General features: G+C 63.4%; 23 protein-coding genes and 1 pseudogene. 10 read left to right on the top strand and 14 right to left on the bottom strand.

Translation table 11 applies throughout. From position 1 onward, the window contains the following. Positions 1-10: 10 nt before the first annotated feature. The 3 genes from glgX (at position 11) to FXB41_RS09365 (ending at position 4060) form a co-directional block, all read left to right on the top strand. Positions 11-2248 (top strand): glycogen debranching protein GlgX, encoded by a 2238-nt coding sequence (gene glgX, locus FXB41_RS09355; protein WP_219681536.1) that lies wholly within the window; start codon positions 11-13, stop codon positions 2246-2248. Positions 2249-2352: 104 nt separating this feature from the next. After that, on the top strand, positions 2353-2646 hold the full coding sequence (locus tag FXB41_RS09360) for a hypothetical protein (protein WP_007595967.1): 294 nt from the start codon (positions 2353-2355) through the stop codon (positions 2644-2646). A gap of 142 nt (positions 2647-2788) precedes the next feature. Next, a complete protein-coding gene (locus FXB41_RS09365; RefSeq protein ID WP_007595978.1) occupies positions 2789-4060 on the top strand; it encodes a DUF892 family protein in 1272 nt (423 codons plus the stop codon). A 3-nt stretch (positions 4061-4063) separates the two neighbouring features. On the opposite strand, the gene FXB41_RS09370 is transcribed toward FXB41_RS09365, so the two are convergent. After that, a complete protein-coding gene (locus tag FXB41_RS09370) occupies positions 4064-7174 on the bottom strand; it encodes a DEAD/DEAH box helicase (RefSeq protein ID WP_219681538.1) in 3111 nt (1036 codons plus the stop codon). Between FXB41_RS09370 and FXB41_RS09375 the strand changes: the two genes are divergently transcribed. Further along, positions 7173-7403, top strand: a complete 231-nt coding sequence (locus FXB41_RS09375; protein WP_219681540.1) for a hypothetical protein — start codon at positions 7173-7175, stop codon at positions 7401-7403. The genes FXB41_RS09370 and FXB41_RS09375 overlap by 2 nt on opposite strands. A gap of 152 nt (positions 7404-7555) precedes the next feature. Here the strand turns inward: FXB41_RS09375 and FXB41_RS09380 are convergent, their stop codons facing one another. Further along, positions 7556-7816 (bottom strand): hypothetical protein, encoded by a 261-nt coding sequence (locus FXB41_RS09380; protein ID WP_007595982.1) that lies wholly within the window; start codon positions 7814-7816, stop codon positions 7556-7558. 121 nt (positions 7817-7937) lie between these two features. Between FXB41_RS09380 and FXB41_RS09385 the strand changes: the two genes are divergently transcribed. After that, positions 7938-8669, top strand: coding sequence for a DUF3750 domain-containing protein (locus FXB41_RS09385; RefSeq protein ID WP_007595984.1), 732 nt, complete (start codon positions 7938-7940; stop codon positions 8667-8669). 277 nt (positions 8670-8946) lie between these two features. On the opposite strand, the gene FXB41_RS09390 is transcribed toward FXB41_RS09385, so the two are convergent. The 9 genes from FXB41_RS09390 to FXB41_RS09430 all read right to left on the bottom strand — a co-directional run bounded on the left by FXB41_RS09390 (position 8947) and on the right by FXB41_RS09430 (position 16549). After that, positions 8947-9234 carry a DUF2934 domain-containing protein gene (locus FXB41_RS09390; RefSeq protein WP_007595986.1) on the bottom strand — a complete coding sequence of 96 codons (288 nt, stop codon included), beginning with the start codon at positions 9232-9234 and terminating at the stop codon, positions 8947-8949. A 283-nt stretch (positions 9235-9517) separates the two neighbouring features. Continuing rightward, positions 9518-9679, bottom strand: a complete 162-nt coding sequence (locus FXB41_RS09395) for a DUF2934 domain-containing protein (protein WP_007595988.1) — start codon at positions 9677-9679, stop codon at positions 9518-9520. 159 nt (positions 9680-9838) lie between these two features. Next, positions 9839-11560 (bottom strand): FAD-dependent oxidoreductase, encoded by a 1722-nt coding sequence (locus FXB41_RS09400; protein ID WP_219681542.1) that lies wholly within the window; start codon positions 11558-11560, stop codon positions 9839-9841. A 29-nt stretch (positions 11561-11589) separates the two neighbouring features. Next, positions 11590-12408 carry a sugar phosphate isomerase/epimerase family protein gene (locus FXB41_RS09405; RefSeq protein ID WP_219681545.1) on the bottom strand — a complete coding sequence of 273 codons (819 nt, stop codon included), beginning with the start codon at positions 12406-12408 and terminating at the stop codon, positions 11590-11592. Continuing rightward, positions 12408-13064 (bottom strand): hypothetical protein, encoded by a 657-nt coding sequence (locus FXB41_RS09410; RefSeq protein ID WP_219681547.1) that lies wholly within the window; start codon positions 13062-13064, stop codon positions 12408-12410. Before FXB41_RS09410 ends, FXB41_RS09405 begins: the two co-directional genes overlap by 1 nt. Before the next feature lie 14 nt (positions 13065-13078). After that, on the bottom strand, positions 13079-13573 hold the full coding sequence (locus tag FXB41_RS09415; protein ID WP_219681549.1) for a type II 3-dehydroquinate dehydratase: 495 nt from the start codon (positions 13571-13573) through the stop codon (positions 13079-13081). A 31-nt stretch (positions 13574-13604) separates the two neighbouring features. Next, positions 13605-14885, bottom strand: a complete 1281-nt coding sequence (locus FXB41_RS09420) for a TRAP transporter large permease subunit (protein WP_219681551.1) — start codon at positions 14883-14885, stop codon at positions 13605-13607. Positions 14886-14946: 61 nt separating this feature from the next. Further along, positions 14947-15456 carry a TRAP transporter small permease gene (locus tag FXB41_RS09425; RefSeq protein ID WP_007595997.1) on the bottom strand — a complete coding sequence of 170 codons (510 nt, stop codon included), beginning with the start codon at positions 15454-15456 and terminating at the stop codon, positions 14947-14949. A 76-nt stretch (positions 15457-15532) separates the two neighbouring features. Next, entirely contained in the window at positions 15533-16549 is a 1017-nt protein-coding gene (locus tag FXB41_RS09430) for a TRAP transporter substrate-binding protein (RefSeq protein ID WP_007595999.1), read from the bottom strand. A 228-nt stretch (positions 16550-16777) separates the two neighbouring features. On the opposite strand from FXB41_RS09430, the gene FXB41_RS09435 reads away from it, so the two are divergent. Next, entirely contained in the window at positions 16778-17437 is a 660-nt protein-coding gene (locus tag FXB41_RS09435) for a GntR family transcriptional regulator (protein WP_219681553.1), read from the top strand. A 33-nt stretch (positions 17438-17470) separates the two neighbouring features. Continuing rightward, positions 17471-18364, top strand: coding sequence for an SMP-30/gluconolactonase/LRE family protein (locus tag FXB41_RS09440; RefSeq protein ID WP_219681555.1), 894 nt, complete (start codon positions 17471-17473; stop codon positions 18362-18364). Positions 18365-18418: 54 nt separating this feature from the next. Here FXB41_RS09440 and FXB41_RS09445 read toward each other — a convergent pair whose 3' ends face one another. After that, on the bottom strand, positions 18419-19156 hold the full coding sequence (locus FXB41_RS09445; protein WP_219681557.1) for an SDR family oxidoreductase: 738 nt from the start codon (positions 19154-19156) through the stop codon (positions 18419-18421). A 215-nt stretch (positions 19157-19371) separates the two neighbouring features. Between FXB41_RS09445 and FXB41_RS09450 the strand changes: the two genes are divergently transcribed. Further along, complete coding sequence (locus FXB41_RS09450; RefSeq protein WP_007596008.1) at positions 19372-19899, top strand: winged helix-turn-helix transcriptional regulator; 528 nt, start codon at positions 19372-19374, stop codon at positions 19897-19899. A gap of 205 nt (positions 19900-20104) precedes the next feature. Here the strand turns inward: FXB41_RS09450 and FXB41_RS09455 are convergent, their stop codons facing one another. Together FXB41_RS09455 and FXB41_RS09460 are read right to left on the bottom strand one after the other, a co-directional pair. Further along, complete coding sequence (locus FXB41_RS09455) at positions 20105-20992, bottom strand: sigma-70 family RNA polymerase sigma factor (RefSeq protein WP_219681558.1); 888 nt, start codon at positions 20990-20992, stop codon at positions 20105-20107. A gap of 20 nt (positions 20993-21012) precedes the next feature. After that, a complete protein-coding gene (locus FXB41_RS09460; protein WP_219681560.1) occupies positions 21013-21321 on the bottom strand; it encodes a hypothetical protein in 309 nt (102 codons plus the stop codon). A 197-nt stretch (positions 21322-21518) separates the two neighbouring features. Between FXB41_RS09460 and FXB41_RS09465 the strand changes: the two genes are divergently transcribed. Both FXB41_RS09465 and FXB41_RS09470 read left to right on the top strand, forming a co-directional pair. Next, a complete protein-coding gene (locus FXB41_RS09465) occupies positions 21519-22925 on the top strand; it encodes a DHA2 family efflux MFS transporter permease subunit (RefSeq protein ID WP_219681562.1) in 1407 nt (468 codons plus the stop codon). Positions 22926-23925: 1000 nt separating this feature from the next. Further along, positions 23926-24624 (top strand): annotated as a pseudogene (locus tag FXB41_RS09470) (MFS transporter); the annotation flags it as partial. Positions 24625-24630: the final 6 nt, after the last annotated feature.

Raw genomic sequence — 24630 nt, forward strand, 5'->3', positions numbered from 1 at the left:
CGGGGCACCGATGGATCAAACAGTACATCCAGACGACGCCCTGACGCGGGCGGCCTCGAGCCTGCGCCGCTCCCGCGTCAGCGAGGGCAAGCCGTTTCCGCTCGGCGCCACCTGGGACGGGCTCGGCGTCAATTTCGCGCTGTTTTCGGCCCATGCCACCAAGGTCGAACTCTGCCTGTTCGACGACGACGGCGAGACCGAACTGGAGCGGATCGAACTCCCGGAATATACCGACGAAGTCTGGCATGGCTATTTGCCCGCGGCCCGTCCCGGCACCATCTATGGCTATCGTGTTCACGGCCCCTACGAACCCGACGCGGGACACCGCTTCAATCCCAACAAGCTCGTGCTCGATCCTTACGCCAAGCAGCTGGTCGGCCGGTTGCGCTGGGGACCGGAGCTGTTCGGCTACCAGCTCGACCATGCCGACAAGGATCTCTCCTACGACGAACGCGACAGCGCGCCCTTGATGCAGAAATGCCGCGTCATCGACCCGGCCTTCACCTGGGGCGCCGCGCGCAAGCCGGAAGTGCCATGGGAGCGGACGATCGTCTACGAGATGCACGTCAAGGGTTTTACCCAGCTGCATCCGCTGGTGCCCGACGCAGACCGCGGCACGTTCTCCGGCCTCGCGCATTCGGAGGTCCCGGCCTATCTGCGATCGCTCGGCATCACCAGTGCAGAATTGCTGCCGATCCATGCCTTCGTCGACGACAGCTATTTGGTTGAGAAAGGCCTGCGCAATTACTGGGGCTACAACTCCCTCGCCTTCTTCGCGCCGGAGCCACGTTACCTCAAGACGCCGTTCGCGAACGAATTCAAAGCCATGGTCAACCAGTTCCACGCCCATGGCATCGAGGTCATCCTCGACGTCGTCTACAATCACACCGCTGAAGGAAACGAGCTCGGCCCGACCCTGTCCTTCAAGGGCATCGACAACGCTAGCTATTACCGCCTGCTGCCGGACCAGCAGCGCTACTACATCAACGATACCGGTACAGGGAATACTGTGAACCTGTCGCACCCGCGTGTGCTGCAACTCGTCGCGGATTCCCTGCGCTATTGGGCGACCGAGATGAGGATCGACGGCTTCCGTTTCGACCTCGCCACCATCCTGGCACGGGAGCCCTACGGGTTCGACGAAGGCGGCGGCTTTCTCGATGCCTGCCGCCAGGACCCCGTGCTCTCCAGCGTCAAGCTGATCGCCGAGCCTTGGGACATCGGTCCGGGTGGCTATCAGGTCGGCCAGTTTCCGCCGGGATGGGCGGAGTGGAACGACAAGTTCAGGGACACGGTGCGCGCCTTCTGGAAGGGCGACGAGGGATCGATCGCGGACTTCGCCAAGCGCGTGTCCGGATCCGGCGATCTCTTCAACAAGCGCGGCCGCCGGCCGTGGGCCAGCGTCAACTTCGTCACCGCACATGATGGTTTCAATCTCAACGATCTCGTCTCGTACAACGACAAGCACAATGAAGCCAATGGCGAGGACAATCGCGACGGCCACAGCAACAATCACTTCTGGAACTGCGGCGCCGAGGGACCGACGGACGATCCGGACATCATTGCGCTGCGCGAGCGCCAGAAGCGCAATCTGCTGGCAACCATGCTGTTGTCGCACGGCACGCCCATGCTGCTTGCCGGTGACGAATTCGGACACACCCAGCACGGCAACAACAACGCGTACGCCCAGGACAACGAGACCACATGGCTCGACTGGATGGGCATCACCGCGAACGGCCGCAGCCTGCGCGAATTCACCCGAAAGCTGATCGCCACGCGCAAGGCATTTCCGATTCTCTACCGCAGCCGCTTCCTGGTCGGCTCCCACAACGAGGAGCTGGACGTGAAGGACGTGACGTGGCTCGCGCCGTCCGGAGAGGAAATGACGACGGAGCAGTGGCAGGACGGCAACGCCAAATGTTTCGCTTTGCTGCTCGACGGCCGCGCCCAGGAGACCGGCATCAAGCGCCGCGGCTCGGACGCAACCATGCTGCTGATCTACAATGCTCATCACGACGTCGTCCATTTCACCCTGCCCGCCGTCGCCGAGGGACGCAGCTGGGTCGGGTTGATCGACACCAATCAACCGGAGGGGCAGATGCCCGCGTTCGACTTCGGGCATGTTTATGTGATGACCGGGCGATCCCTCGTGGTGTTCGGTCTCGCCACCGAGAGCATCGCCACCCGCCGCCTGCGCCAGGGCCTGGGAGCGCTGCTCGACGTCGTGGAGGCGCCGCTGCCGGGATAGTCGCCACGATCAGGCGAGCCGATGCTTTCGAGTTGATGACAATAGGGAACGCACGCAGGTCACCGGCGTTCGAGTAGATGGGGCATCAGTCGGAGAACACCGAGATGAAGTTCACAGGTGCCGTTATCCTCGCCGCTCTTGCGCTGCCTGGTGCAGCTTGGGCGCAGGCCAGCAAGCCTGACGTTTCGTCCGCGCCGAGCGCGCAGAATTCGGGTGCCGGCATTGCCGGACAGCCCGGCAACAAGAACGGTCCGGCCGCCAAGCCCGGTGAAACCGTCGGATCAAGTTCGACAAACTCCACCGGCAACACCGCCGTGCAATCGCAGGACCCGGCGCATATTCAGGGCGCACCGGGCAACAAGAGCGGGCCGCCCGCCAAGCGTCCGGACCAACGCTGAGCGAGTACGTCCACAATCCTGCCGATCGTCTTTGAACGACCTGCGCCTGATCGGCGCAGGTCGTTTCGCTAGGAACGAACACTGAAGCCGCCCGTTCGGAAGACATCTTCTTTTCCTGCCCTCCCAATCCGAGAGTCCCGCCATGTATCATCACGTCAAGAAGCTGATGTTCACCGTTCGCGTCGACGAGCCGGATCCGCGCTTCGGCAACATGCTGCTGGAGCAGTTCGGCGGCGCCAATGGCGAGCTCGCCGCCGCGATGCAGTACTCGATCCAGGGATTGAACTGTGAGGATCCCGATCGTAAGGACCTGCTGATGGACATCGGCACCGAGGAGCTCAGTCATCTGGAAGTGGTGGGCACGCTGGCGCGGATGCATCTCAAGCCCTCGAAGTTCGACCGCCAGGCGGCCGAAGCCGATCCCCTCATCGCCATCGCGGGCGGCGGCGGAGTCAATCTGTTCAACTCGCAGGGCAATGCCTGGACCGCCGACTATCTGAAGATCACCGGCGAGCTCGACGTCGATCTGCGCAGCAACATCGCCGCAGAGGCGCGGGCCAAGATCGTCTATGAGCGGCTGATCAATTTCTGCGACGACGCCGGCAGCAAGGACGCGCTGCAGTTCCTGATGACCCGCGAGATCACGCACATGAAGGCGTTCGCGCTGGCGCTCGAGAGCATGGGCAAGCCGGCCTTCAGCATCGGCCGCATCGCCCCGACGCCCGGCCTTGTCGACCAGTTCTTCAACGATTCCACCGGCGCCGGCGACCATGGCGAGATCGACACGCGCGGCCCCTGGAACGAGGGCGGCGACTGGGTCTTCACGGAGTCGCCGGCGATCCAGGCGGGCGAACCGGGTCCGGCCTCGGCCATCGTCACCGAGAGCTCGCCGCCGGCCGACGAAGCGGGTCTCGGCGATCTGCTCATCAACGAGCTGCGCGATATCTTGCATGCCGAGAAGCAATTGACCAAGGCGCTTCCCAAGATGGCGGAGGCCGCCCGCTTCGACCAGTTGCGCGAGCTGTTCGAGCAGCACTTGGCGGAGACCGAAGCACAGGTCGAGCGCATCAACGAATGCTTCGAGATGCTCGGCAAATCCGCCCGCGCCAAGCCCTGCAAAGGCATGATGGGCCTCGTCGAGGAGGGCCAGGAGATCATGGCCGAGGGTGAGGACAAGGAGGACGCGGCGGCCGACCTCGCGCTGATCGGCGCGGCGCAACGCGTCGAGCACTACGAGATCGCAGGCTATACCACGGCGCGCAACCTCGCCCAGCAGCTTCGCCACAGCGCCGTTGTCGCCCTGCTGTCGAAATCACTCGCGGAGGAGGAGAACGCGGATCAGCTCCTCAACCAGGTGGCCCGCTCGCTGATGTCGGTGGCGAAAATGCCCGCGGCAGTCGAGCAGACCGAATGATCCCTAGCCGTCCAGCAGGTCGAGAAACTCCTCGACCCGGCTGAACGGATCCGCGTCGCGGCGGCCGGCGTGAACGACGCGGTCGCCGTCGCGCTGCAGCGCTCCCGTCTGCGACTTTCCTCTGGATTTCCGCAGCCGCCCCGGCAGGAACGTCGCGGCGACCGCCTCGGGCCCGACATCGAGCCTGACGATGCCGCGCCGTTTGCAATCGATCCGGAGCCTGGCGGATGCGAAGAAGTCGCGGGCCTCCGGCGGCAACCGACCGAAACGACGCGAGATCTCCTCCTCCAGATCTTCCAGATCGTCGTCGCTTCGGCATCGGGCAGCGCGGCCATAGATCTCGAGCCGGACCGCTTCCGATTGCACGTAGCCCTCAGGCAGCATGTCGGCCAACGGCATATTGAGATCGGGCACCCACAGATCGGCGCCGGCGTCGCTGCCTCGCTCGGACGCCCGCTTCAGCAGATGACTGTAGAGCACCGGTCCGAACACCTGGACATGGCCGGACTGCTGTTCCGAGAACAGATCGCCGGCGCCCCTGAGGTCGAGGTCGCGCTCGCTGATCGCAAAGCCGGCACCCGGCTTGCTGAACTCCTCCAGTACCGCCAGACGTTTCTCGGACTGCTCTGCGGTCGATTCCGTCAGCAGATGGGCAAAAGCGCGCGTGCCGCCGCGTCCCACCCGTCCCCTGAGCTGATGCAGCTGCGCAAGCCCGAACTTTTCGGGCCAGCACACCACGATGGTGTTCGCGCGCGGAATATCGAGCCCGCTTTCCACGATATTGGTCGCCAACAGCACGTCCGCCTCGCCGTCGACGAAACTCATCATGCGGTCGTCGATCTCGTCCACGGGCAACCTGCCGTGAAGACAGACGATGCGCAGCTCCGGCGCCACCGATTGCACCCGCGCCAGCATCGGCTCCAGATCCTGGATGCGTGGGCAGATCAGGAAGCTCTGACCGTGCCGCCTGCGCTCGCGCAGCAGCGCCGCGGCAATGGCAGCGTCGGACAGCGGCGCGATCCTGGTCACGATGGGAAGGCGATGAACCGGCGGCGAGGCGATCACGCTGAGGTCCCTGAAGCCGGCGAGACCCGCCGCGAGCGTGCGCGGGATCGGCGTGGCGCTCATCCACAGCGAATGGGCCCCCTTGGCGAGGCCTGAGAGCTTCGCCTTCTCCGCCGCCCCGAAATGCTGCTCTTCGTCGATGATGACGAGGCCAAGGTCGGCGAACTTCACGTCCTTTGCCGCAAGCGCCTGTGTGCCGACCACGACTTTCAGCGTGCCGCGCCGCAGCCCCTCCTTGGTCTCTCGCGTCTCCGGGCCTGAACTGGCCCGCGACAGGCTTCCCACCTCGATCCCAAGAGGGCCGAACCGTTTGCGGAAGGTTTCGACATGCTGCCGCGCCAGCACGGTCGTCGGCGCCGCGATCGCCACCTGTTTGCCGGACAGCGCCACTGCGGCCGCCGCCCGCAGCGCGACCTCGGTCTTGCCGAATCCGACATCACCGCAGATCACCCTGTCCATGGGATGGCCCGCCGCAAGATCGTCGAGGACGTCTTGAATGGCCTGGCCCTGGTCCGCTGTCGTGAAATAGGGGAACCGTCCGACGAATTTTTCATAAGCCGGCCCCGGTGGCACCAGTTTGGGTGCACGACGGCGGAGGCGCTGGCTGATGTGTTTGGCGAGCGCCTTGGCGGCGACTTGGATTTCCGCTTCCGCCTCGGTACGCCGCGCCCACCAGCTGCTGCCGTCCGCCTTGTCGAGCGTCAGCTTGCCGGGTTCGCCGGCATAGGGCCAGATCACCGCAAGATCGGCCGGTGGAACGAGCACGGCATTGTCGCCCGCGAATTTGAGCCTGATCATCTCGCGTCGCGATCCCTTGCCCATATCGAGGGTCTGCAAGCCATCGAGCACGGCTAGCCCGCGTTGCAGATGGACAATGGCGGCGCCCTTTTCGGGCACATCGGGATGATCGAACGCCGGGTTCCATGCGCGCGCCATCGGCTGGGGATGATGGGCCCGGCTGCCGAGCACGTCGGACGCGGTCACGACGACAAGCGGCTTGCGGCCGGCGCCAATGAACCCCGCGTCGAAATCGGCCAGCAGCGCGCCTTCGCGGCTCCGTGCCTTCGCCACCTCGCTCCAATCGGCCAGGCGCTCCGCCTTGATGCCGCTCATGCGCTCCATCGCGCGAAGGTCGTCCTCGACGGCCGCGACGAACAGCAGCCGCGATCCGCCGCGCTGCATGTCGGCGACGAAGGCGCGAAGCGCCTTGCGCGGCGAGGCCAGCTTCGAGAACTCCGGAGTCGAGATGAAGGCGGCCTTGCGCGGCAGCACGCTGATGCGCTTCTTCAGCTGCTTCCAATCCGCCTGCCCCAGATACTCGCGCTCCGCATCCCTGCGGCCGGCGGCGTCCTCAATCGTGGCCTGCCAGCTCTCGGCGTGGGTCGATACCCCGGCATCCGCGATCCACCGCGCGCGGCTGCAATAATCAGGCAGCGTCGCCCGCTGTCCGCGCGTAGCTCCCAGCGCGATCCGCTCGGACATGGGATCGATGATCAATTCCGCGGTCTCGTAGACGACCTCGTGCTCGATCGGATCGACCGCGACGATCTTGCGAATCGTGTCTCCGGAATGCTCGATCCGGAAGGGAGCGAGCGCGCCGGCGGGAAACACTTCGAACGTCTTGCCGTGGAACAGGACGCCGCCCGGATACTCCGCCTCTTCGTCGAGATCGTAGCCGAGAGCCTCCAGCCGCGTCTCCAGCTCGGGCCCGGAATAGGGCGCGCCCACCTTCAGCGTGAGGCTCGACCGCGACCAGCTCGCCGGCAGCGGCAGCCGTTCCATGATGGCTTCCGCGGTCGACACCAGGAAGACGGGCTTCTTTGCCTTGGCGAGACGCCGCAGCACCGAGCTGCGCCGTCCCGCGATCTCGCGGGATGGCTCGAGGCCGTCGAAGGGCAGCGTGTTCAGGCGCGGAAACACCAGCACGTCGACCGAGGGATCGAGAGCGTGAATCACGCCGCCCAGCCGCTCCGCCCTGCTCTCGTCGTCGCAGAGGAAGACGAGGCCGTCGGACTTCTCCCACTGCTCGAGCAGATGCAGCGCCAGCATGCCGAGCGGCGATGAGGAGGCGACCGCGGAACGCGAGGCGCTCTTGTCCGGACGCTTGCTTGTCGAGCTCCTGCTTCTCGAGCTTGTGCTCTTCGTGCTCTTGCTTTTCGCGCTCTTGCTTAGCGAGCCTTTGCTTTTTGAGCTCTTGCTTTGTGTCTTTATCGCGCCGGTCGTGGCCCGGGCTTTCCTGGTGGGCGCCAATGTGTATCCAACTTTGTTTCGCAAATAGAGGCGAGCGACGACGAGCCCTCCCGTTGAGCTCCGTCGATAACGCGCCTCGGGCCTGAGCGCCCAATGACGTCATTACAATTTTGCAATTGCGTTGAAAAGCAGAGACAGAGCGTGAAGGCAAGCGGCTTGGACGGCCAGAAGGCTAGCGGGCTATTGCAGGACCTTCGGCAGCACTACGACCACATCCACGCTTTGCGCGAGGATATGCGTTGCGACCACAGCGAGCTGGTGCGAGAACTCGTCCTCGATCTCGGCCGCGCAGTCTTCGTCGCTGGCAATGGCAAACAGCAGATTGCCGTCGATTTCGTCGAACCGGATGCCGGCGAACAGGCGATCGAAAATCTCGGCGCCCGCGATGTACGCGATTCGCGCCTGGATGGCCTGGTCCTCGACGAGCGACAACTTCCTCATGGACGCAACATATGGCCGCACCATCCGAATGCAAGAGCAGGAGAGCGCTGGCGCGGCGTGCCTTGCGAACTATATTGGTGGCATCGTCCCGCCTGACCGCCGTTTGCCCTTGAGGAAATCCTTGATTCTGTTCCTGCTGCTGATCTTCCTGCCGATCGCCGTGTCGGCCGGCCGCTATTATTTGCGCGGCGACGGCCGCGGCAATTGGCAGACGGCGGATCGCTCCAGCGCCGGCCTGCTGCCGCCCGCGTCCGCCAATCCGGACGCGCTGATCCGCGTGTTCGCCGCGCGCACGGTGCGCTGGCGCAGTATTTTTGCTGTCCATACCTGGATCGTCGTCAAGGAGAAGGGCGCCGCGACCTACAGCCGATACGATTACACGGCCTGGGGCGACCCTGTTCGCAGCAACGGCTTTGCGCCCGATGGCCGCTGGTTCGGCGCGATGCCGGAAACGGTCGTGGCGGTCGACGGCGCGCGGGCAGAAGCATTGATTCCGAAGATCCGCACCGTCATCGAGAACTATAAGTTCCGCGCCTATGGCGACTACAGCGCCTGGCCGGGGCCGAATTCCAACACCTTCGTGCAGGCGGCGCTTGACGCCGTTCCCGAGTTGCGCGCCGTGCTGCCGCCGACCGCCATCGGTAAGGACTTTCCCTACAGCGGACGCTGGGCCGGCATCACGGCGTCCGGCACCGGGCTCTACGCCTCGCTGTCGGGCTATCTCGGCATGACCATCGGCTGGGTCGAAGGGGTCGAGATCAATTTCCTCGGCGCGGTGCTCGGCCTCGACATCCGCCGCCCCGCGCTGAAGCTTCCAGGCATAGGCCGCCTGGGTGTCACGGCCGGCGCGTAGCGCCATGGCGGGGCAATCCCATCAAAGTCGGCGCCCTCCCAAGCTTCCCGACATTGTCTTTTCAATGTGTGCTTCAGGTCACAGCAGAATCGAGCGCCTTGGCCTAAACTGAACTTGCATGGCCGCAAACAAGGTAACGGCGGTACGCACGAGGCTGGAAAGGCGACCGACAGCTACGGACTTTTGAAGCCGCCAGGTGAAGAACTCGGCGGCTTTTTCTCTGTCCAGGGAACGCGCGGCCGAAGCTTGTTCGCTGCCGATGTGGCTCCCGGAACCTCTACCGTTTGTCTGAGGAATCCGAGAGCCTCCGCTGATCGCGCTCTTCGTCGATCTGCCGTTCGGCCTCGAGCCAAAACTCCACGTCCCGATCGACCGGGCGACCGGCCTGCTCCCAGAGTTCGTAGGCGCGCGCTCGCACCTTTCCGCGCCGCATCATGCGAAGCAGCTTTTGCTTCAGCTCCTCGGCGAACGTCCTGAATCGCTGGACGGTGGTTTCGTCTTTGACAAGGGCTGCCGCTCGCGTTGCGAGTTCGATCTGGTGCTCTATCTTTTGCCGCTCGTCCACCGCAAACCCCGCCGTAGCCACGGGCCTGCGTCGCAGCCCGTGCTGCTCACAACCTCAATTCCTGCTGGAAGGCTCTGTTCCGCCTTCAATGCCAGGTCTTGCTAGTGCCACGTCGTGTCCGCTTCGACGACCACCGCCCTTGCTTCGGGATCTTCCGTCGTGTTGCAGGTGCAGGGCATTCCCTCACCGCAGCGGCAGCCGCCCAGTTCCTCGCTCCAGGCGCGGAGCGGATGGTTTGCGCAGACCCATCCCAGACCGTGGCAGAATGGGCATCTCTTGTCGGTCACAGCGTATCCGGCGTCCGCATGGGGTTCGACTTGTCCTCGTTGCGCAACTCCTGCTCGGCCGCATGCCAGAATTCTTCCTCGCGGCCTTCCGGCTTGCCCGCCTGTTCCCACAAGCGGTGCGCGCGTTCTCTGATGTCGTGATCGGTCGGCTCCGGCATTGCATCTCCTGCGACGAGAGACACGGCCCCACCCTGGGGGGTATGGGGGCTTGGAGGCGGGGCCGTGCAGGCCAGCAAATCGGCGGCGACGCTGGCCCGCTGAGTCAAGCCTCGATGGTGCGCAGAGTTCCTAGCCCTGAGCGGCGAACGATCCGGCTTTCAGTTACCTTCGTCCTGAGCTGAAGCGCCCGCGGCATGCATTGCCGCGCACCATCCGAATACCATCGCAGGCCCGATCATCGTGCCCGGGCCCGGATAAGTGCCTCGAAAGATCGAGGATGAATCGGTACCGACGGCGTAGAGTCCGGGTATGGCGGTCCCACGGCTAGACAAGACGCGGGCGGTTGAATCCGTGCACAAGCCGGCGCTGCTAGCGAGATCCGTCGGCCATACTGCGACGGCATAGTATGGCCCAGGACCGACCCGCCGCAGGCACGGGTTTGGCACGTTCCGGGGATCACCATTGAACCGGTTCAACTCGCTTGAACCGCGGCCGAACTCTTCGTCCACACCGCTCTCGGCATAGCGATTGTATCGCTCGATCGTTTGAGCAAGCTCGCCGCCATCGACGCCGATGTTTTCGGCCAGTGCTTCAATCGTTTCGCCCGCCAGCAAATATTTAGCCTTGAGAAATTTGTCCAAATCCCTCGTCCCGGGATGAACGAGACCAATGCCATAGTCGCCGATAAAGGCGCGATCGCAAATCAGGAAAGCTGGCGTTGCCAATACCGAAGACGAGTCCGATCGCAACATCGCTTCCACGAAGTCGTGATAGGAGTCGGCTTCATTCACGAAACGGCGGCCCGACTTGTTCACCGCAAGCAGTCCTGGCTTGGCACGATCCAGCATAATGTGCGGAAATACCGAGACGTAGCCGTCCGCCTGCGTCATGACCGAGCTCGGCATCCACAAGGCGGGGCTATCGAAATTACGCTCAATCACCGCGTCGACGCGTTCGGCCGCGAGCAGGCCGTCCCCGGTATTGCACGAAGGCGCGAGCGAAAATCGGCGCGCGGCCTCGGGGAAAAACCTGTCGCGAAGCTCGCGGCTCCAGCCGATGCCTCCCGTTGCCAGCACCACGCCCTTGCGGGCACGTATCGCCAATGCTCCTGAGGGCGATGACAAAACGGCCCCGACGACTGCGTCGCCATTACGGATGAGCTCAGTGAGCTCGGTCTCATATCGCAGATCCACGCCGGAACGACGAAGGCTGTCAAACAGCCTCGCGACGAGAGCGTTGCCCATGATCAGACGCGTTCCGCGGTTGTAGCGAAGTCGATCAAGCAAATGCCGACCGAGCAGACCAACGACATGCCTGAAATTCGTCCAGTTGCGGAATGGCGCCAGCAACGCCGGGATGTCCGCCTTTCCGACCATCATGCCGCCGAGGACCATGAACTCTCGCCGCGGGGCCCTTATGCGCTCGAAGTCCTTGCCAAGCTTGCGGCCGTCGAACGGAACGGCGCCGAGAGCACGACCACCGATCGCTGCCCCTAGAAGATTCTTGTAGTCGGGATGGACCGGCGGCGCCGCAAACCGTACGCTCGTCCTCTGCTCGAGATAATCGAGCATCATTGGACCCGTCTGGAGGAACGCATCCACACGCGCGTCCGCGGCGTGTTCGCCGAGCAATGCTTCAAGATAGACCCGCGCCGCCTCGGTGGAGTCTGAGATCCCTGCAAGCAATCCCTGCCGATTGCCCGGAATCCAGATGGTGCCGGCGGAGGTCGCGGTCGTGCCGCCAACCGTGTCCGACTTCTCGCAAAGGATCACGTCGAGCCCTTCGAGGGCGGCCACCAGCGACGTCGTCATGCCGGCGGCACCCGCCCCGACGACCAGAAGATCGGTCTCGACGTCCCAGGAGCGATCGGCTTGCGACATCCCGCACTACCCTTCTCGTCCCGAAATTCTCACCTCTCGCTGCGCACCCGCTCGACAACGGCTCTGCCTGCCGCCAACGCCCGGCGTGCTCGCGTCGCGGCGTCGACGCTCTTGGCCAGCTGAACGGTCGGAACCTCGATGCTGATCGTCAGATCATTCGGCATCGCGCTTGCAAGCCCCATCAGGTCTATTCCGCCCTCGCCCGGAAACATCCGCTCCTCGCGAGCGGCATGGATGAGCTGCTCCGTGGTCGCCGGGCGCTCGGCCGGGCCGTCGCAAAGTTGCCAGTAGTGAAAGCGTTGCGCCGGCATAGCGCGGAGGTCCGCAAGCGAACATTGCGACCGATCGAAATGCAGTGCATCGACCAGAATGCCGGCACCGGGATGATCGACGTCGCCGACGATCCGCATTGCGGTCTTCAGGTCCGGAACGCTGGTCCAGGGCATGAATTCGAGGTCGGAGGTCAGGCCATAGCTTGCTGCCGCTTCACAAAATTGCTGGTAGCGATCCGAAAACCGCGCCAGGTCCGGATCGTAGGCCGCGACGAGGATGTGTTTGGCACCGAGGCGCGCGCCCACCTCGAAGAAGGGCGTGAACGAGGCAATCTCGGTTTCCGGTCTGAACGCAACGACCTCGAGATCGGCGACAGACACCCCCGTCAACTCCAACCGCCGAAGCGTCTCCCGCAGGAGCGGCGCATCGTCCATCAGGCGATAGGCAACTCCGCCAGGCGTGGCGGGCAACAGCCTGAGCCCGACCTTTTCGTAACCGCAATGCGCCGCCAATTCGATCATCTCGGGCGGCGCAAGCTCGAGCACGGTCAACGCGGCGAGCGAGAACGTTGTCATCAGCCGAAATCCGCGATACGGGCGTCGAGCGCAAACATGCTTTGATAAACTTCCGGCTCGCTCGCCCCGACCATGACGTCGGGCGCAAGCTCGCTCGCCCGCCGCAAGGCAGCCTGCAACGAGGCGACGTCGAGCGCCTCGATCAGCAAAAGCCCCGCGAAGAAGCCCTCATTCTTCCGCATGCCCTTCTCCGTCGTCCGCACCGACGTCCGCGCCTCGTCGGTCGCGCCGATCTGCACGGCGGCGACCCCGTCGCACGCAACGAGCGCCTGGGCCAGACCTTCCGGATCTTTCGGCAACGTCTCGATCCGGAGCGCCACGACCGACGCGCCCTCGCCCCGCCCTGCCCGCGCGATCATGACACCGCCGCCCCGCATGAAATTGCCGAGCTTCGGCATGATGCGCTGGGACCATTGCGTCGGAGCGTTGAGGCGCGCCAGATAGGCCTCGCCGTCGAGGACCTCCGGCGTCTCCAGCTCATACAGAATGAAGAAGCGGTTGATGTCGTCCCTTGCCGCGCGGAAGACACGCGATGCCAGGAAGCCCTTCGTCGTCACGCGCTCGGTCGTGTGTTCACGCGTCAGCCAGTATCGGTAGTCGGTCAGGTCGTGAGCCTCGACGTCGCTCCAGATGGCGAGAAATCCCGTGCCGCGCATTCCGCCCTCCATGCCTACGCCTTGCCGCCGGCCGGAAGCCCGCGCAGAGCCGGTGCCATGGTCGCAGGCATTTGCCCCAGCCGTTGGACCGCCGCGAGCATCGCCGCGAGATAACCATAGGGACCCAGGCCGCAAATGACAGCCGTGCAGGCACTCGACGTGATCGAGCGGCGGTGCAGCTCGTCCCGCGCGTGGATGTTCGAGATATGCACCTCGATCTTCACACCCTCGAAAATCTTCAGCGCGTCGATCAGCGCGATCGAGGTGAATGAATAGGCCGCGGGATTCATGATGATGGCTTCCACGTTGCCATGGGCGGACTGGATCAGATTGACCAGTTCGCCCTCCATGTTCGATTGATGGAACGACATCGAAACGCCGAGCTGATCGGCCAGCGCGCGGCAGCTCGCCTCGATCTCCCCGAGCGTCGTCGAGCCGTAAATGTGGGGCTCGCGGATGCCGAGGAAATTGAGATTGGGTCCGTTGAGGATCATGATCCTTGCGGCCATTTCGCTTGTCCTTCCTTTGTTGCCGACGGGTCTAGCCGGCAAACCATTTGGCCGGGATCGTCACCAGTCCCGGGAATAGCACCATCGCGAACAGGACGATCAATTGTGCAATCAAAAAGGGCCAGACGCCCTTGATGATGTCCTCCATGCTGATCCTCGAGACGCCGCAAACCACATTCAGCACGATGCCGACCGGCGGCGTGATCAGGCCGATCGCATTGTTGATGATGAAGAGGACGCCGAAGTAGACGGGATCGATGCCCGCTGCCTTGACGATCGGCATCAGGATCGGCGTGAGAATGAGGATGGTCGGCGTCATGTCGAGGGCCGTTCCCACGATCACCACCACGACCATGATCGCCAGCATCAGGAGCGTGTTGTTGCCCATGAAAGGCTTCAGCAGGGTGACGATCTGTGCCGAAATCTCGGACACGGTGATGAGCCAGGACGATACCAGCGCCGCTGCCACCAGAAACATCACGATGCTCGTCGTCAGGGCCGAGGAGACAAACACCTCATAAAGCTGCGACGGCTTCAATTCCCGATAGATGCAGGTCGCGACGAACAGCGAATAGACGGCGACGACCACTGCGGCTTCCGTCGGCGTGAAGATGCCGAAGCGCAGGCCGACGATGATGATGACCGGGAGCATCAACGCCCAGAAGCCGTCGACCACGGCATTTACCATCTCCGAGAGCGATGCCCTTGGCGGGGGCGTCAGGTTCTCCTGGCGCACCACCCACCACCAGGTCAGGCAGAGCCCAGCCCCGAGCAGCAGCCCCGGGACGATCCCGGCCAGAAACAGCTTCGAGATCGACACGCCCGCGGCGACACCGAAGATGACGAACCCGATGCTGGGCGGAATCACAGGCGCGATGATGCCGCCGGCCGCCACCAGACCCGCCGCATAGGACTTCTTGTGGCCCGCCGCCACCATCATCGGCACCAGCAGCGCAGCCAGCGCTGCGGCGTCGGCCGCCGCGGAGCCCGAGAGCGACGCGAGGATGCAGGACGCGAGGATCGTGACGTAACCGAGTCCGCCGCGAAAATGTCCGACTGCGACGAGCGCAACATTGACGATTCGCTTGGCCAGACCGCCCTTGTTCATGACCTCGCCGGCGAGCATGAAGAAGGGAATGGCCATGAGTGGAAAGCTGTCTGCGCCGTTGATGACGTTCTGCGCCACGATCTGGGCATCGAACATGTCGATCGTGCTCATCAGGGCCACGCCGCAGACGATCAGCGCAAAGGCGATCGGCATGCCCAGCGCCATGGCGCCGAGCAGCGAGAAGGTGAAGACGGCAATCGTCATGGCGTGATCCCGGAGATTTTCAGGATGTGAGCGCCGGGCGACACGATATTGGGAGACAGCATCAGTGCTCCTCCGATTCCCTGACGGCCACCATGTCGGCTTCGCTGGCTTGTCCGGACATGACGCGGAACAGATCGTAGAGAAGGATCACGCCGGCCGAAACGCCGAAGATCACGCCCACGCCATAGAAGATGCCGAGCGACAGGCCGGTCGCCGGCGCGCGGTCGTCGAGATTGATGATCGTCTGCCGCCAACTTCCCGAGAGCAGAAGCCAGTCGGCGAACAGCATCAGGACGTAGCTGACGATGAAGCAGATGCGTTTGCCGTAAGCCGGCAGCATCCGCACAAGGCTATCGACGCCGAGATGGGCGTGCTCACGCATTGCCACGACCGCACCGAGGAAAGTCAGCCAGACCAGGAGCCAGCGCGACAGCTCCTCGGAAATCGCGATACCGGAGTTGAAGCCGTAGCGCAGAACCACGTTGCCGAACACCAGCACCACCATCACCGCGAGAAATGCGGCGATGATGCCTTTCAGCAGGGTGCAATACAGGTCGAGAAATCGCGCCATACGTGCCGTCCGGGCAAAGTCGGATTCAGAGCCGGCCGACTGGACGGCTCTGCGTCTTGCATGCTGACGAGGTCGACTATTTCACGTCCTTGCGGATGCGATCGAGCTCGTCGTTGAAGAGCTTAACCGCGTCCGGCTTGAGATTGGCGGCAATCTTGTCGACCACCGGCTGCGCCGTCTTGCGCATGCGATCGAGCTCTTCCGGCGCGACGGTGTTGTACTGCATGCCTTTGGCCTGCAATTCCGACAGCGCCTTTTCGGTCTGAAGGCGTGTCTGCTCCTTTTGATAGCCTCGGCTTTCCTCATACGCCTCGCGCATCAGGCGCTGCTCGGTCGGCGAGAGCTTGTCCCAGAACGCCTTGCTCACCAGGATGATGTTCAGGGTGAAGGTGTGATTGGTGGCGGAAACGTACTTTTGCACTTCGTAGAACTTGTTGGAGAGAATGACCGTAAAAGGGTTCTCCTCGCCATCGACGGTGCGCGTCTCCAGCGCCGAGTAGAGTTCGCCGAAGGCCATCGGAACGGGATTGGCCTTGAACGATCCGAAGGTCTCAAGGTAGACCGGGTTCGGAATGACGCGAAGCTTGAGGCCGTTGAAATCCTCGACCTTGGTGATCGGCCGCGTGCTGTTGGTGACGTTGCGGAAGCCGAGGCCCCAATAGCCCAGACCGATCAGCCCCTTCGACGGCAGCGTATCGAGCATTGACGTGCCGAATTTTCCGGTCCCGAGCGCGTCGGCCTGCTCGATGGTCTTCACGATGAATGGAAAGTCGATGAGGCCGAACTCCGGCACGACGGTTGCGAGCGACGTCGTCGAGGCCGAGAGCATTTCCTGGGTACCGCCGCGCAGCGCCGATTGCTGCTGCAGCTCGTTGCCGAGCTGCGAGGCCGCGAACTCACGGATCTTCATCTTGCCCCCGCTCTTCGCCAGCAGGATCTCCGCAAATTTCTGCACCCCCGCGCTGACGGGGTGATCGGTGTTGTTCAGGTGTCCCCACCTGATCGTGCGCTCCTGAATGTCCTCAGCGGATGCGCCGACCGTCAGCGCCACGCAGATCGCCGTCGCAGACAGCGCCCGTACCAACAAGCTCATCGTTTCCTCCCTGTTCGACCGGGCACGACCGGCGGCTTAAGCCATTATTTTTCGTGCCCTCAGCCTATTTAGACATCACACATATATTTCCGTGTCAAATGACGATATCTATTTCATATGATGATTTGTCATACATCATACATCTGAAATCTGCTATAGTGCTGGCAACATTGATGGTTCGGCCGCGTCCGAAGTGGCCGACGATCGGGACAGGCGGGATCAGAAGGCATGACGTCAGTCGAGGAACGGCCCCTATCGGCAGGCCACAGCGGCTATCAGCGCATCCGGGCCGACATCATTTTCGGAGTGCTCACGCCATCCGGACGCCTCAAGCTCGACGCCATGAAGGAGGACTACGGGGTCAGCATCTCCACGCTGCGCGAGATCCTCAATCGTCTGACCTCCGAGGGCTTCGTGGTTGCCGAGGGCCAGCGCGGCTTCGAGGTGGCGCCGATCTCCATCCAGAACCTGCGTGAGCTCGCCGGCCTGCGCATCCTGCTGGAGCATCACGCGATGGCCGAGTCGTTTCGTGCCGGCGACGTCGAGTGGGAGGGCCGCGTGGTGTCCGCGCATCACAAGCTGGCGGCCACCGAACGCACCGTCCTCAAGGAGGGTGACGATCCCGAGCTGCGCAAACGCTACGACGGCGAATTCCACCAGGCGCTGATCTCGAGTTGCGGTTCGCGCGAGCTGATGCAGACCCACGCGGTCGTGTTCGACAAATATTTCCGCTATGCGCTGCGCTACCGCGGCGCGGAGACGATCAACCAGCACAAGGCGCTGCTCGAATGCGCCCTCAAGCGCGACATCAAAGGCGCCAAAACCGTGCTCACTGACCACATCAACGGCTGCGTCGCGCACGCCCTCGCCTCCTGGAACGAGGACTGATCGCCCGGCTCGCGGCTGCAGTCGGATATCGGGATGACCATCGACATGATCCCCGCACATCGGGCCGAGACCGCGGTCGCCGCGGGCGATATCCTCGGCGAGACGCCGTTGTGGTGCGACCGCTCCCGCAAGCTGTGGTGGGTCGACATCGACCGACGGCTGCATCAATCGTTCGATCCGGCGACAGGCGCTCATCAGGTTGTTCCGTACGCATGCAACTTTCTCGGCAGTCAGGCTCTGACGGCGGATGGCTCCCACCTGCTCGCGCAGGATCTGGGGCTTTATCGCCACTCGCCTAGTGACCGTCCTCCAGGCCAGCTCTGCGAGGTCGAAAGCGGCCCCGACAACCGTCTCAACGACGGGCGCGTCGACGCCCGGGGTCGGCTATGGATCGGCACCATGGACAACCAGCTGCATCGACCGAACGGGGCGCTGTATCGCGTAGATGCCGACGGCCGGACGGTGCGCATGTTCGGCGATGTCATCGTAACGAACGGCATCGCGTTCTCACCCGACAATCGCACGCTCTACTTCACGGATACCAGGCGTTACCGCACCTGGCAGTTCGACTTCGATCTCGATGACGGCGTGATCCGAAACAGGCGGCTGTTCGCGGATTGCAGCGCCTCCGGGGAGAGGCCCGACGGCGCTTGTATCGACGTCGCCGGCGGATTGTGGACCGCATTCTTCTCCGGCGGCCGGGTGGTGCGCTATCGGCCGGACGGCCGGATCGACACCGTCATTCCGGTGCCGGCGACCAATCCGACCTGCGTGTGCTTCGGCGGAGCCGATCTGAAGACCTTGTTCGTGACGACGGCGCGAAAGTTTCTAGATCGTGAGCAATTGAGCCGCGAACCCCAAGCGGGTCATGTTCTGGCCATTGAGGGCATCGCACAGGGACTTCCAGAACACCGCTTCGGCAATTGATCCTGAACCCTCTTCATTCAGAACCCTTGCACGGGCCGTCGTGAACCGGCTTCGCTACCATTTCTCGCCGAAGGGACGAATCTCCAGCTCGAAGGTCCAGGCGCTTTTGGGTTGCTGATAGAGCATCCAGTAGGATTCGGCGACCGACGATGGCGGCATCAGGAGGTCGGGATTGTCCAGCGCGTTCGGACCGAGCGCCTCGATCCGCCGTTGCCGGACCCATTCCGTGTCGACGCCGGAATCGATGATCAGATGCGCCACGTGAATGTTCTTCGGGCCCAATTCGCGCGCCGCGGCTTGCGCGACCGCCCGCAGGCCGAACTTGGCGCTGGCGAAGGCCGCATAGCCGCTGCCGCCGCGCAAGCTCGCCGTCGCACCTGTGAAGAAGATGTTGCCCTGGCCACGGGGCAGCATCAGGCGCGCGGCCTCGCGGCCGGCGAGGAAACCGGAATAGCAAGCCATTTCCCAGACCTTGCGGAACACCCGTTCGGTCGTGTCCAGAATCGGAAAGTTGACGTTGGCGCCGACGTTGAAGATGCAAACCTCGAGCGGGGCGTGCTTGTCGGCATCGCCGAGAAACGAGATGACCTGGTCTTCCTTGCGCGCGTCGAGCGCGCGCGCGTGAATTTCGCCGCCGGCCTGCTCGATCTCCTTGACGAGCGGTTCGAGCTTGGCGCCGTCGCGGCGTCCCGCAAACACCGTAAAGCCCTCGGAGGCGAACTTCTTTGCAATCTCGCTGCCGATAAAATCACCGGCGCCGATCACGGCCACGGTCGCGTTTCTCTTTTGCATGGGACTTCTCCCGGTCAGGTCTGGATCCGGTCGTCGGATCATAATTCAGACCGCGGATTGTCTTACAGTTCTAAAACCGAACTGTCAATTCGAGTAGATTTTGTGCTCTAGGAAAGACATTGTCTCGCAGTAGGTACCGATTTAGAATGGTATCTGAACCAAAGGCTTCCTGAACGATATTCGCGCGGAAGCCGCGGGCAGAGTGGAGATCTGGAATGAAATGGGGTGAGCTGGAGGACGAGCCGTGTTCGATGGCCCGAACCATCGGCGTGATCGGCGACCGCTGGACCCTTCTGATCCTGCGTGAATGCTTCCTGCGCACACGCCGTTTCGAGGGCTTTCAGTCTTCGCTCGGAATCACGCGCCACCTGCTCGCCGAGCGGCTGAAGAAGCTGGTCCGGCAAGGCGTGTTGCGGCGTATCCCCTATCAGGACTCGCCCAAGCGGCACGAATACATCCTCACTCAGAAGGGGCTCGATCTCTATCCGATCATGATGGCGATCGTGCATTGGGGCGACACTCATATGGTCGACGCGCGCGGACGACCTTTGCTGCATCAACACCGCAAATGCGGCAAGGACTTCGATCCGGTCATGGTTTGCTCCGAATGCGGCGAGCCGCTTTTGGCCAAGGAGATTCATACCCACCCCGGCCCTGGTGCTCGACGCACCCCGGCGCCGGAGAAGCCGAAGGCAAAGCGAGAGACAAGGGCAAAGACAAAGGCCCACCGCAGCGCCGCGTGAGATGGCTGCGTAGCGCGAGCAACGTTCGACATATCCCTGGAAATGGTGCGACCGATCTTTCAAACGGACATGAACTCTCGTTCCCGCGGCGCATTTCGCGCGAGCTTTGCTTCATCACTCACCCGCTCAAATCCAAGAGGGCACAAGGAAGGCCGGGTGCCGGCTGGCACCCGCGGTCCGCTGCGCGAAAAGCACATAGGCAAGTTCACCCTCTATCCACCACGCACTCCGCACCATCGATAACATAGGCTGCGTGACGAAAATCCCTGATAGTGGCGAGCTTGCCGGCGGACCAGTCGAGCAGCATGAAATATTTCGCCCGCCCGGCTGGCTCGTTCGGATCGAACACCAGGATCGCGGGACGTCCCTCGACCTGCCCCGTCACCAGGTGCCAGTCGCTGACCTTCGAATAATTGCCGAAATAGTTCGACACCTCGGCCTTGCCTTTCAGCCTGGTGCGGTTGACGAGCTCGAGCCTGACGTCGTCGGCGATCATGGCGCGGATCGCGTCGAAGTCGCGAGCGTTGAAATGGCCGACATAGGCGCTAAGCCGCGTCCGATCGGCTTCCGACAGGCCCGGCTGCGACACGTCGTCCGGCTCTCCGGCGAACTCACGCAGCTGCGTGCGTCCGCGATGCAGCGTGGCCTTCACCGCCGGCAGGCTGAAATCCATGATGTCGCAGACCTCGGCAAGCGAGCAGCCGAGCACGTCCATCAGGATCACGCTGGAGCGCTGCGCCACTGGCAGCCGCATGAAGGTGCGCAGGCTGGTCGCGGCGATCTGGCGGCTTTCCACATCATCGAGCCGGTCGGCAATCATCTCCACCTCCTCGGCCGAATGCAGCGCCTCCTGCCGGTTGCGGCGGCGCAGGAAATCCAGCGCGGTGTTGTGCGCGATGCGGAACAGCCAGCCCTCCATATTGACAGGCGTGACCGATTGCAGCGCTTCCATCGCCTTGATCAGCGCATCCTGCAGCACATCCTCACCGTCGATGACCGAGCCGACCATGCGCGCGCAGTAGCGATGCAGTTTCGGCCGCATCCGCGCCAGCAGGGCCTCGACATCGACGGTGGCCAGGGGGTCTGGCGCCATTGCTCCTCCGCTTCGCCTGCTCAGGACTCGTCCAGCATACGATAGTTGCCGACAATCCTCACATCACGAACCAGCGGCAGCTCCGCGCAGCGGTCACGGATGCCGTCCTGGAACGTCTGAAATGCCTTGAGTTTCGGGATCGGGCTCGAGCCGTCCTCGGCCGCGGCCTCGACAAGATGGATGAAGGTGTCGTCCTCCAGCCGCAGCGTCAGATAGCGCACACCGTCCGGCCCGGCCGCCTTCAATTCGGCAAATACGGCCGAAACCAGCTCAGCATTCCGATCGGCCAGCTCCGGCCTAGCCTTGTACCTGATCAACGTCCTTCTCATCGCGCGCTCCTTGCTCATGTCGCGACCTGGTTCGCTCAAAATCGCGCACATGGCCGCATCACCCCTAGGACGTTTGCCGACCGGCGAAGGATGCGGCCCGGAAACAATTATTTTTGGGCGCATCCTTTGCCGCTCAGCCCTCGTCTAGCCCGCAGAACGCGCCGCGACAGGCTGGCGCGACACACGGAGAGAGGGCGATGCAGACCCCGACCAATCGCGCCGCGCAGAACTGGGTGCTCGGCGTCACCGCGCTGGCATCCTTCATGATGGCGCTGGACGCCATGATCATCACGACGGCATTCGCGACCATCCGCGCCGAATTCGGCAGCCCGGTCGAGACGCTGCAATGGACCGTCAACGCCTTCAACCTGACCTTTGCCGTGCTGCTCCTGACCGGTGCCGCGCTCGGCGACCGCTTCGGTCGCCGCCGCATGTTCGCGGCCGGGCTCGCCCTGTTCGTCGTTGCATCGGCGGCCTGTGCGCTCGCAGGCAATGCCACCGCGCTGATCGCCGCCCGCGCGCTGCAGGGCGCCGGCGCTGCGCTGGTGATGCCGCTGGCCATGGCGATCCTGAGCGGCACGTTCGGCCGCGAGGAGCGCGCCCGCGCGCTCGGCATTTTCGCCAGCATCACCGGCTGCGCGCTGATCATCGGCCCCGCCGTCGGCGGCTTCATCACCGAACATTTCGGCTGGCGCTGGGTGTTCTGGATCAACCTGCCGATCGGCCTGATCGCGATCACCCTGGTGCTGGCACGATTGCGCGAAAGCTTCGGCCCGGCCGCCGCGTTGGACATCCCCGGACTGGCGCTTGTTGCGCTGGCGGCGCTGGCGTGGGTGTGGAGCCTGTTGCGCGGCAACGCCGTGGGGTGGGCGAGCGCCGAAATCATCGCCACGCTGATGTCGGGCCTGGTGTTCACGGCCGGCTTCGTGCTCTGGGAATTGCGCGCGGCCGCGCCGATGGTGCCGATGCGGCTGTTCTCATCGCGGGCGCTTGCCTCCGGCATGTCCGCAAGCGTGCTGTTCTACGCCGCGATGTATGGCGTCTTGTTCCTGCTGCCGCAGTTCCTCCAGACCACGCTGGGCTTCGACGCCTTCGGCGCCGGACTTCGCCTGCTCCCCTGGACAGCGACGCTGTTCGTCACCGCCCCGATCGCGGGCGCGGTCGTCAACAGGTTCGGCGAGCGGCCGCTGGTGGTGACGGGATTGCTGATGCAGGCGATCGGCCTCGGCTGGATCGCGGAGATCGTGAGCCCCGCGGTTACCTACTCCGCTCTGGTCGCGCCGCTGGTGCTGGCCGGCGTCGGTGTCTCGATGGCGATGCCGGCAGCACAGAACGCCATCCTGAGCTCGGTCGCGGTGGCCGAAATGGGCAAGGCGTCCGGCATCTTCAACATGGGCCGCTTCCTCGGCGGCATGTTCGGCATCGCCGCGCTGGTGGCGAACTTCTCGGCCCATGGCGGGGTCGATTCGGCCGCTCATTTCGAGAGCGGATTTGCCGCGGCGATGAGCCTCGCCGCAACGCTGTCGCTGGCCGGCGCGATTGCAGGGTTTTTCCTGCCGGCACGGCGACGGACCGCCGGCGCAGCCGCGCCGCAAGATGCGTGAGGCTGACAACACTTGAGTTTCGTTATTGGGCTGGCGGCTTGTGCCGCCACCCTTCTTTCTGATCATGAAGCGTCGTTCTAAAATGAAAACGACATCTGGTGGAAGACATCGCAGTCCTCCGACGCGCATTGCAACCCGCAGGACACGTTTTCGCGTTCTCGCGGCGAAATTCGCCCGAGGTTTGCCTGGTCACTCCGCCGTCAAATCCAAGAGGGCGCAGGGAAGGCCGGGTGCTGACCTCGCACCCGCGGTCCGCTGCGCGAAAAGCACACGCAGAAAAACCGCACAGCAGCATACAGGTGGTGCCAATCACTCGGCCTTCCCTGCGCGATGGTTGGACGGCTTATGCCGTGCTCTCCCGGGAGCCGAGTTCTCTTTGGCCTCCCTCGCCTTCGCGAAATTCACCGGCACCGCGCCGGTTGACGCAGATGCCGCATTCGCCAGGGCTTGACCGTAGCAACGACGGCCAGGACCACACGGTTTTGCCGTACGCACGGCTCGCCATTTCGCCGCAGTTTTTCCAGCCCTGTCGACAGAGCCGGAAACTTACAGACGAGACGAAGCCTAGCAGCGCCGCTCGTCGGAACGAAGCCTTGGGCTCACGGAGAGCAATCCGCCCTGCCCTTGGCCTCTCGCACCCGAACGCTGCCGCGTCCACCGCAAGCCCAGCTCGCGAACATGACGACCACAAGATCGCCCCTCAAGAATGAGCCGGGATGAGCGGACACATACGCCAAAACCGAATTTCGGTAAAGTGGAATATTTTTGCGTGAGCGGATTGACAGGGGGCGACACAGGGCTGGAGCGTTGCGAGACAGACCGTCGGTTCGACAGGCGAGAGTTGGCCAAAGGAACGGAAAAGCCCACCAATTTAACCTACCCGCTCGAACGACAAATCTGGCTTTCCATCGAAGCGCACCAGAACAGCTTGAGTCGCTGCCTCTCCACAAACCCATGAGTCTTGTAGCCGGCGGCTTTTGCGGTCCAGTTCGCAGGGACATACTTGTTTCTCGCCTGCCTGGCGCTTGTCGCTTTGATGGTTCAGGCTCGTCTGAATTTACTGCCATCCCACGATGAGTCGGAGCAAACCGAAAGCCGCCCGATTTCGCAGATCGCACGCCAGCCGGGGTTCATCATGGCCGTTCTCAGCAGCGCGTTCGGAAATGCAGGCATGAATATGCTGATGACATCGGCTCCAATCGCAATGATCTCCCATCATCACACATATGCCGATGCTGCGTTCGTGATCCAATGGCATGCCTTGGGAATGTTCGCCCCGTCCTTGGCGACGGGGGCATTGATCAAGCGCGCAGGCCCGACCACGATCATCCGGCTCGGCGCGCTTTTGATGCTCGCTTGCGCTGCCGCGGCCGCACTTCTCGGAACCGGCGTGAGTGCGTTCTGGGTTTCGATGGTGCTGCTGGGGGTTGGCTGGAATTTTCTCTACGTCGGCGGAAGCACGCTTCTGACCGGAAACTATCGCGTTTCAGAGCGCGCCAAGGCTCAAGCGCTGCACGATCAAACAGTATTCCTATCAACCGCCATCAGCGCGCTTCTATCCGGTTGGCTGCTCCAGCAGGCGGGCTGGCAATTCTTGCTCGGCGTGACAGCGGCTTTGGCAGCGACCGTCTTGCTTGCGAGCATCTGGTTGGCAGAATCCGAGACCAAGGTGCCGCAGTTCGCCAAGGCATCTGAATAAGGCATA

Origin of the sequence: Bradyrhizobium canariense (assembly GCF_019402665.1) — a bacterium.
In the GTDB taxonomy this organism is placed as follows: domain Bacteria; phylum Pseudomonadota; class Alphaproteobacteria; order Rhizobiales; family Xanthobacteraceae; genus Bradyrhizobium; species Bradyrhizobium canariense.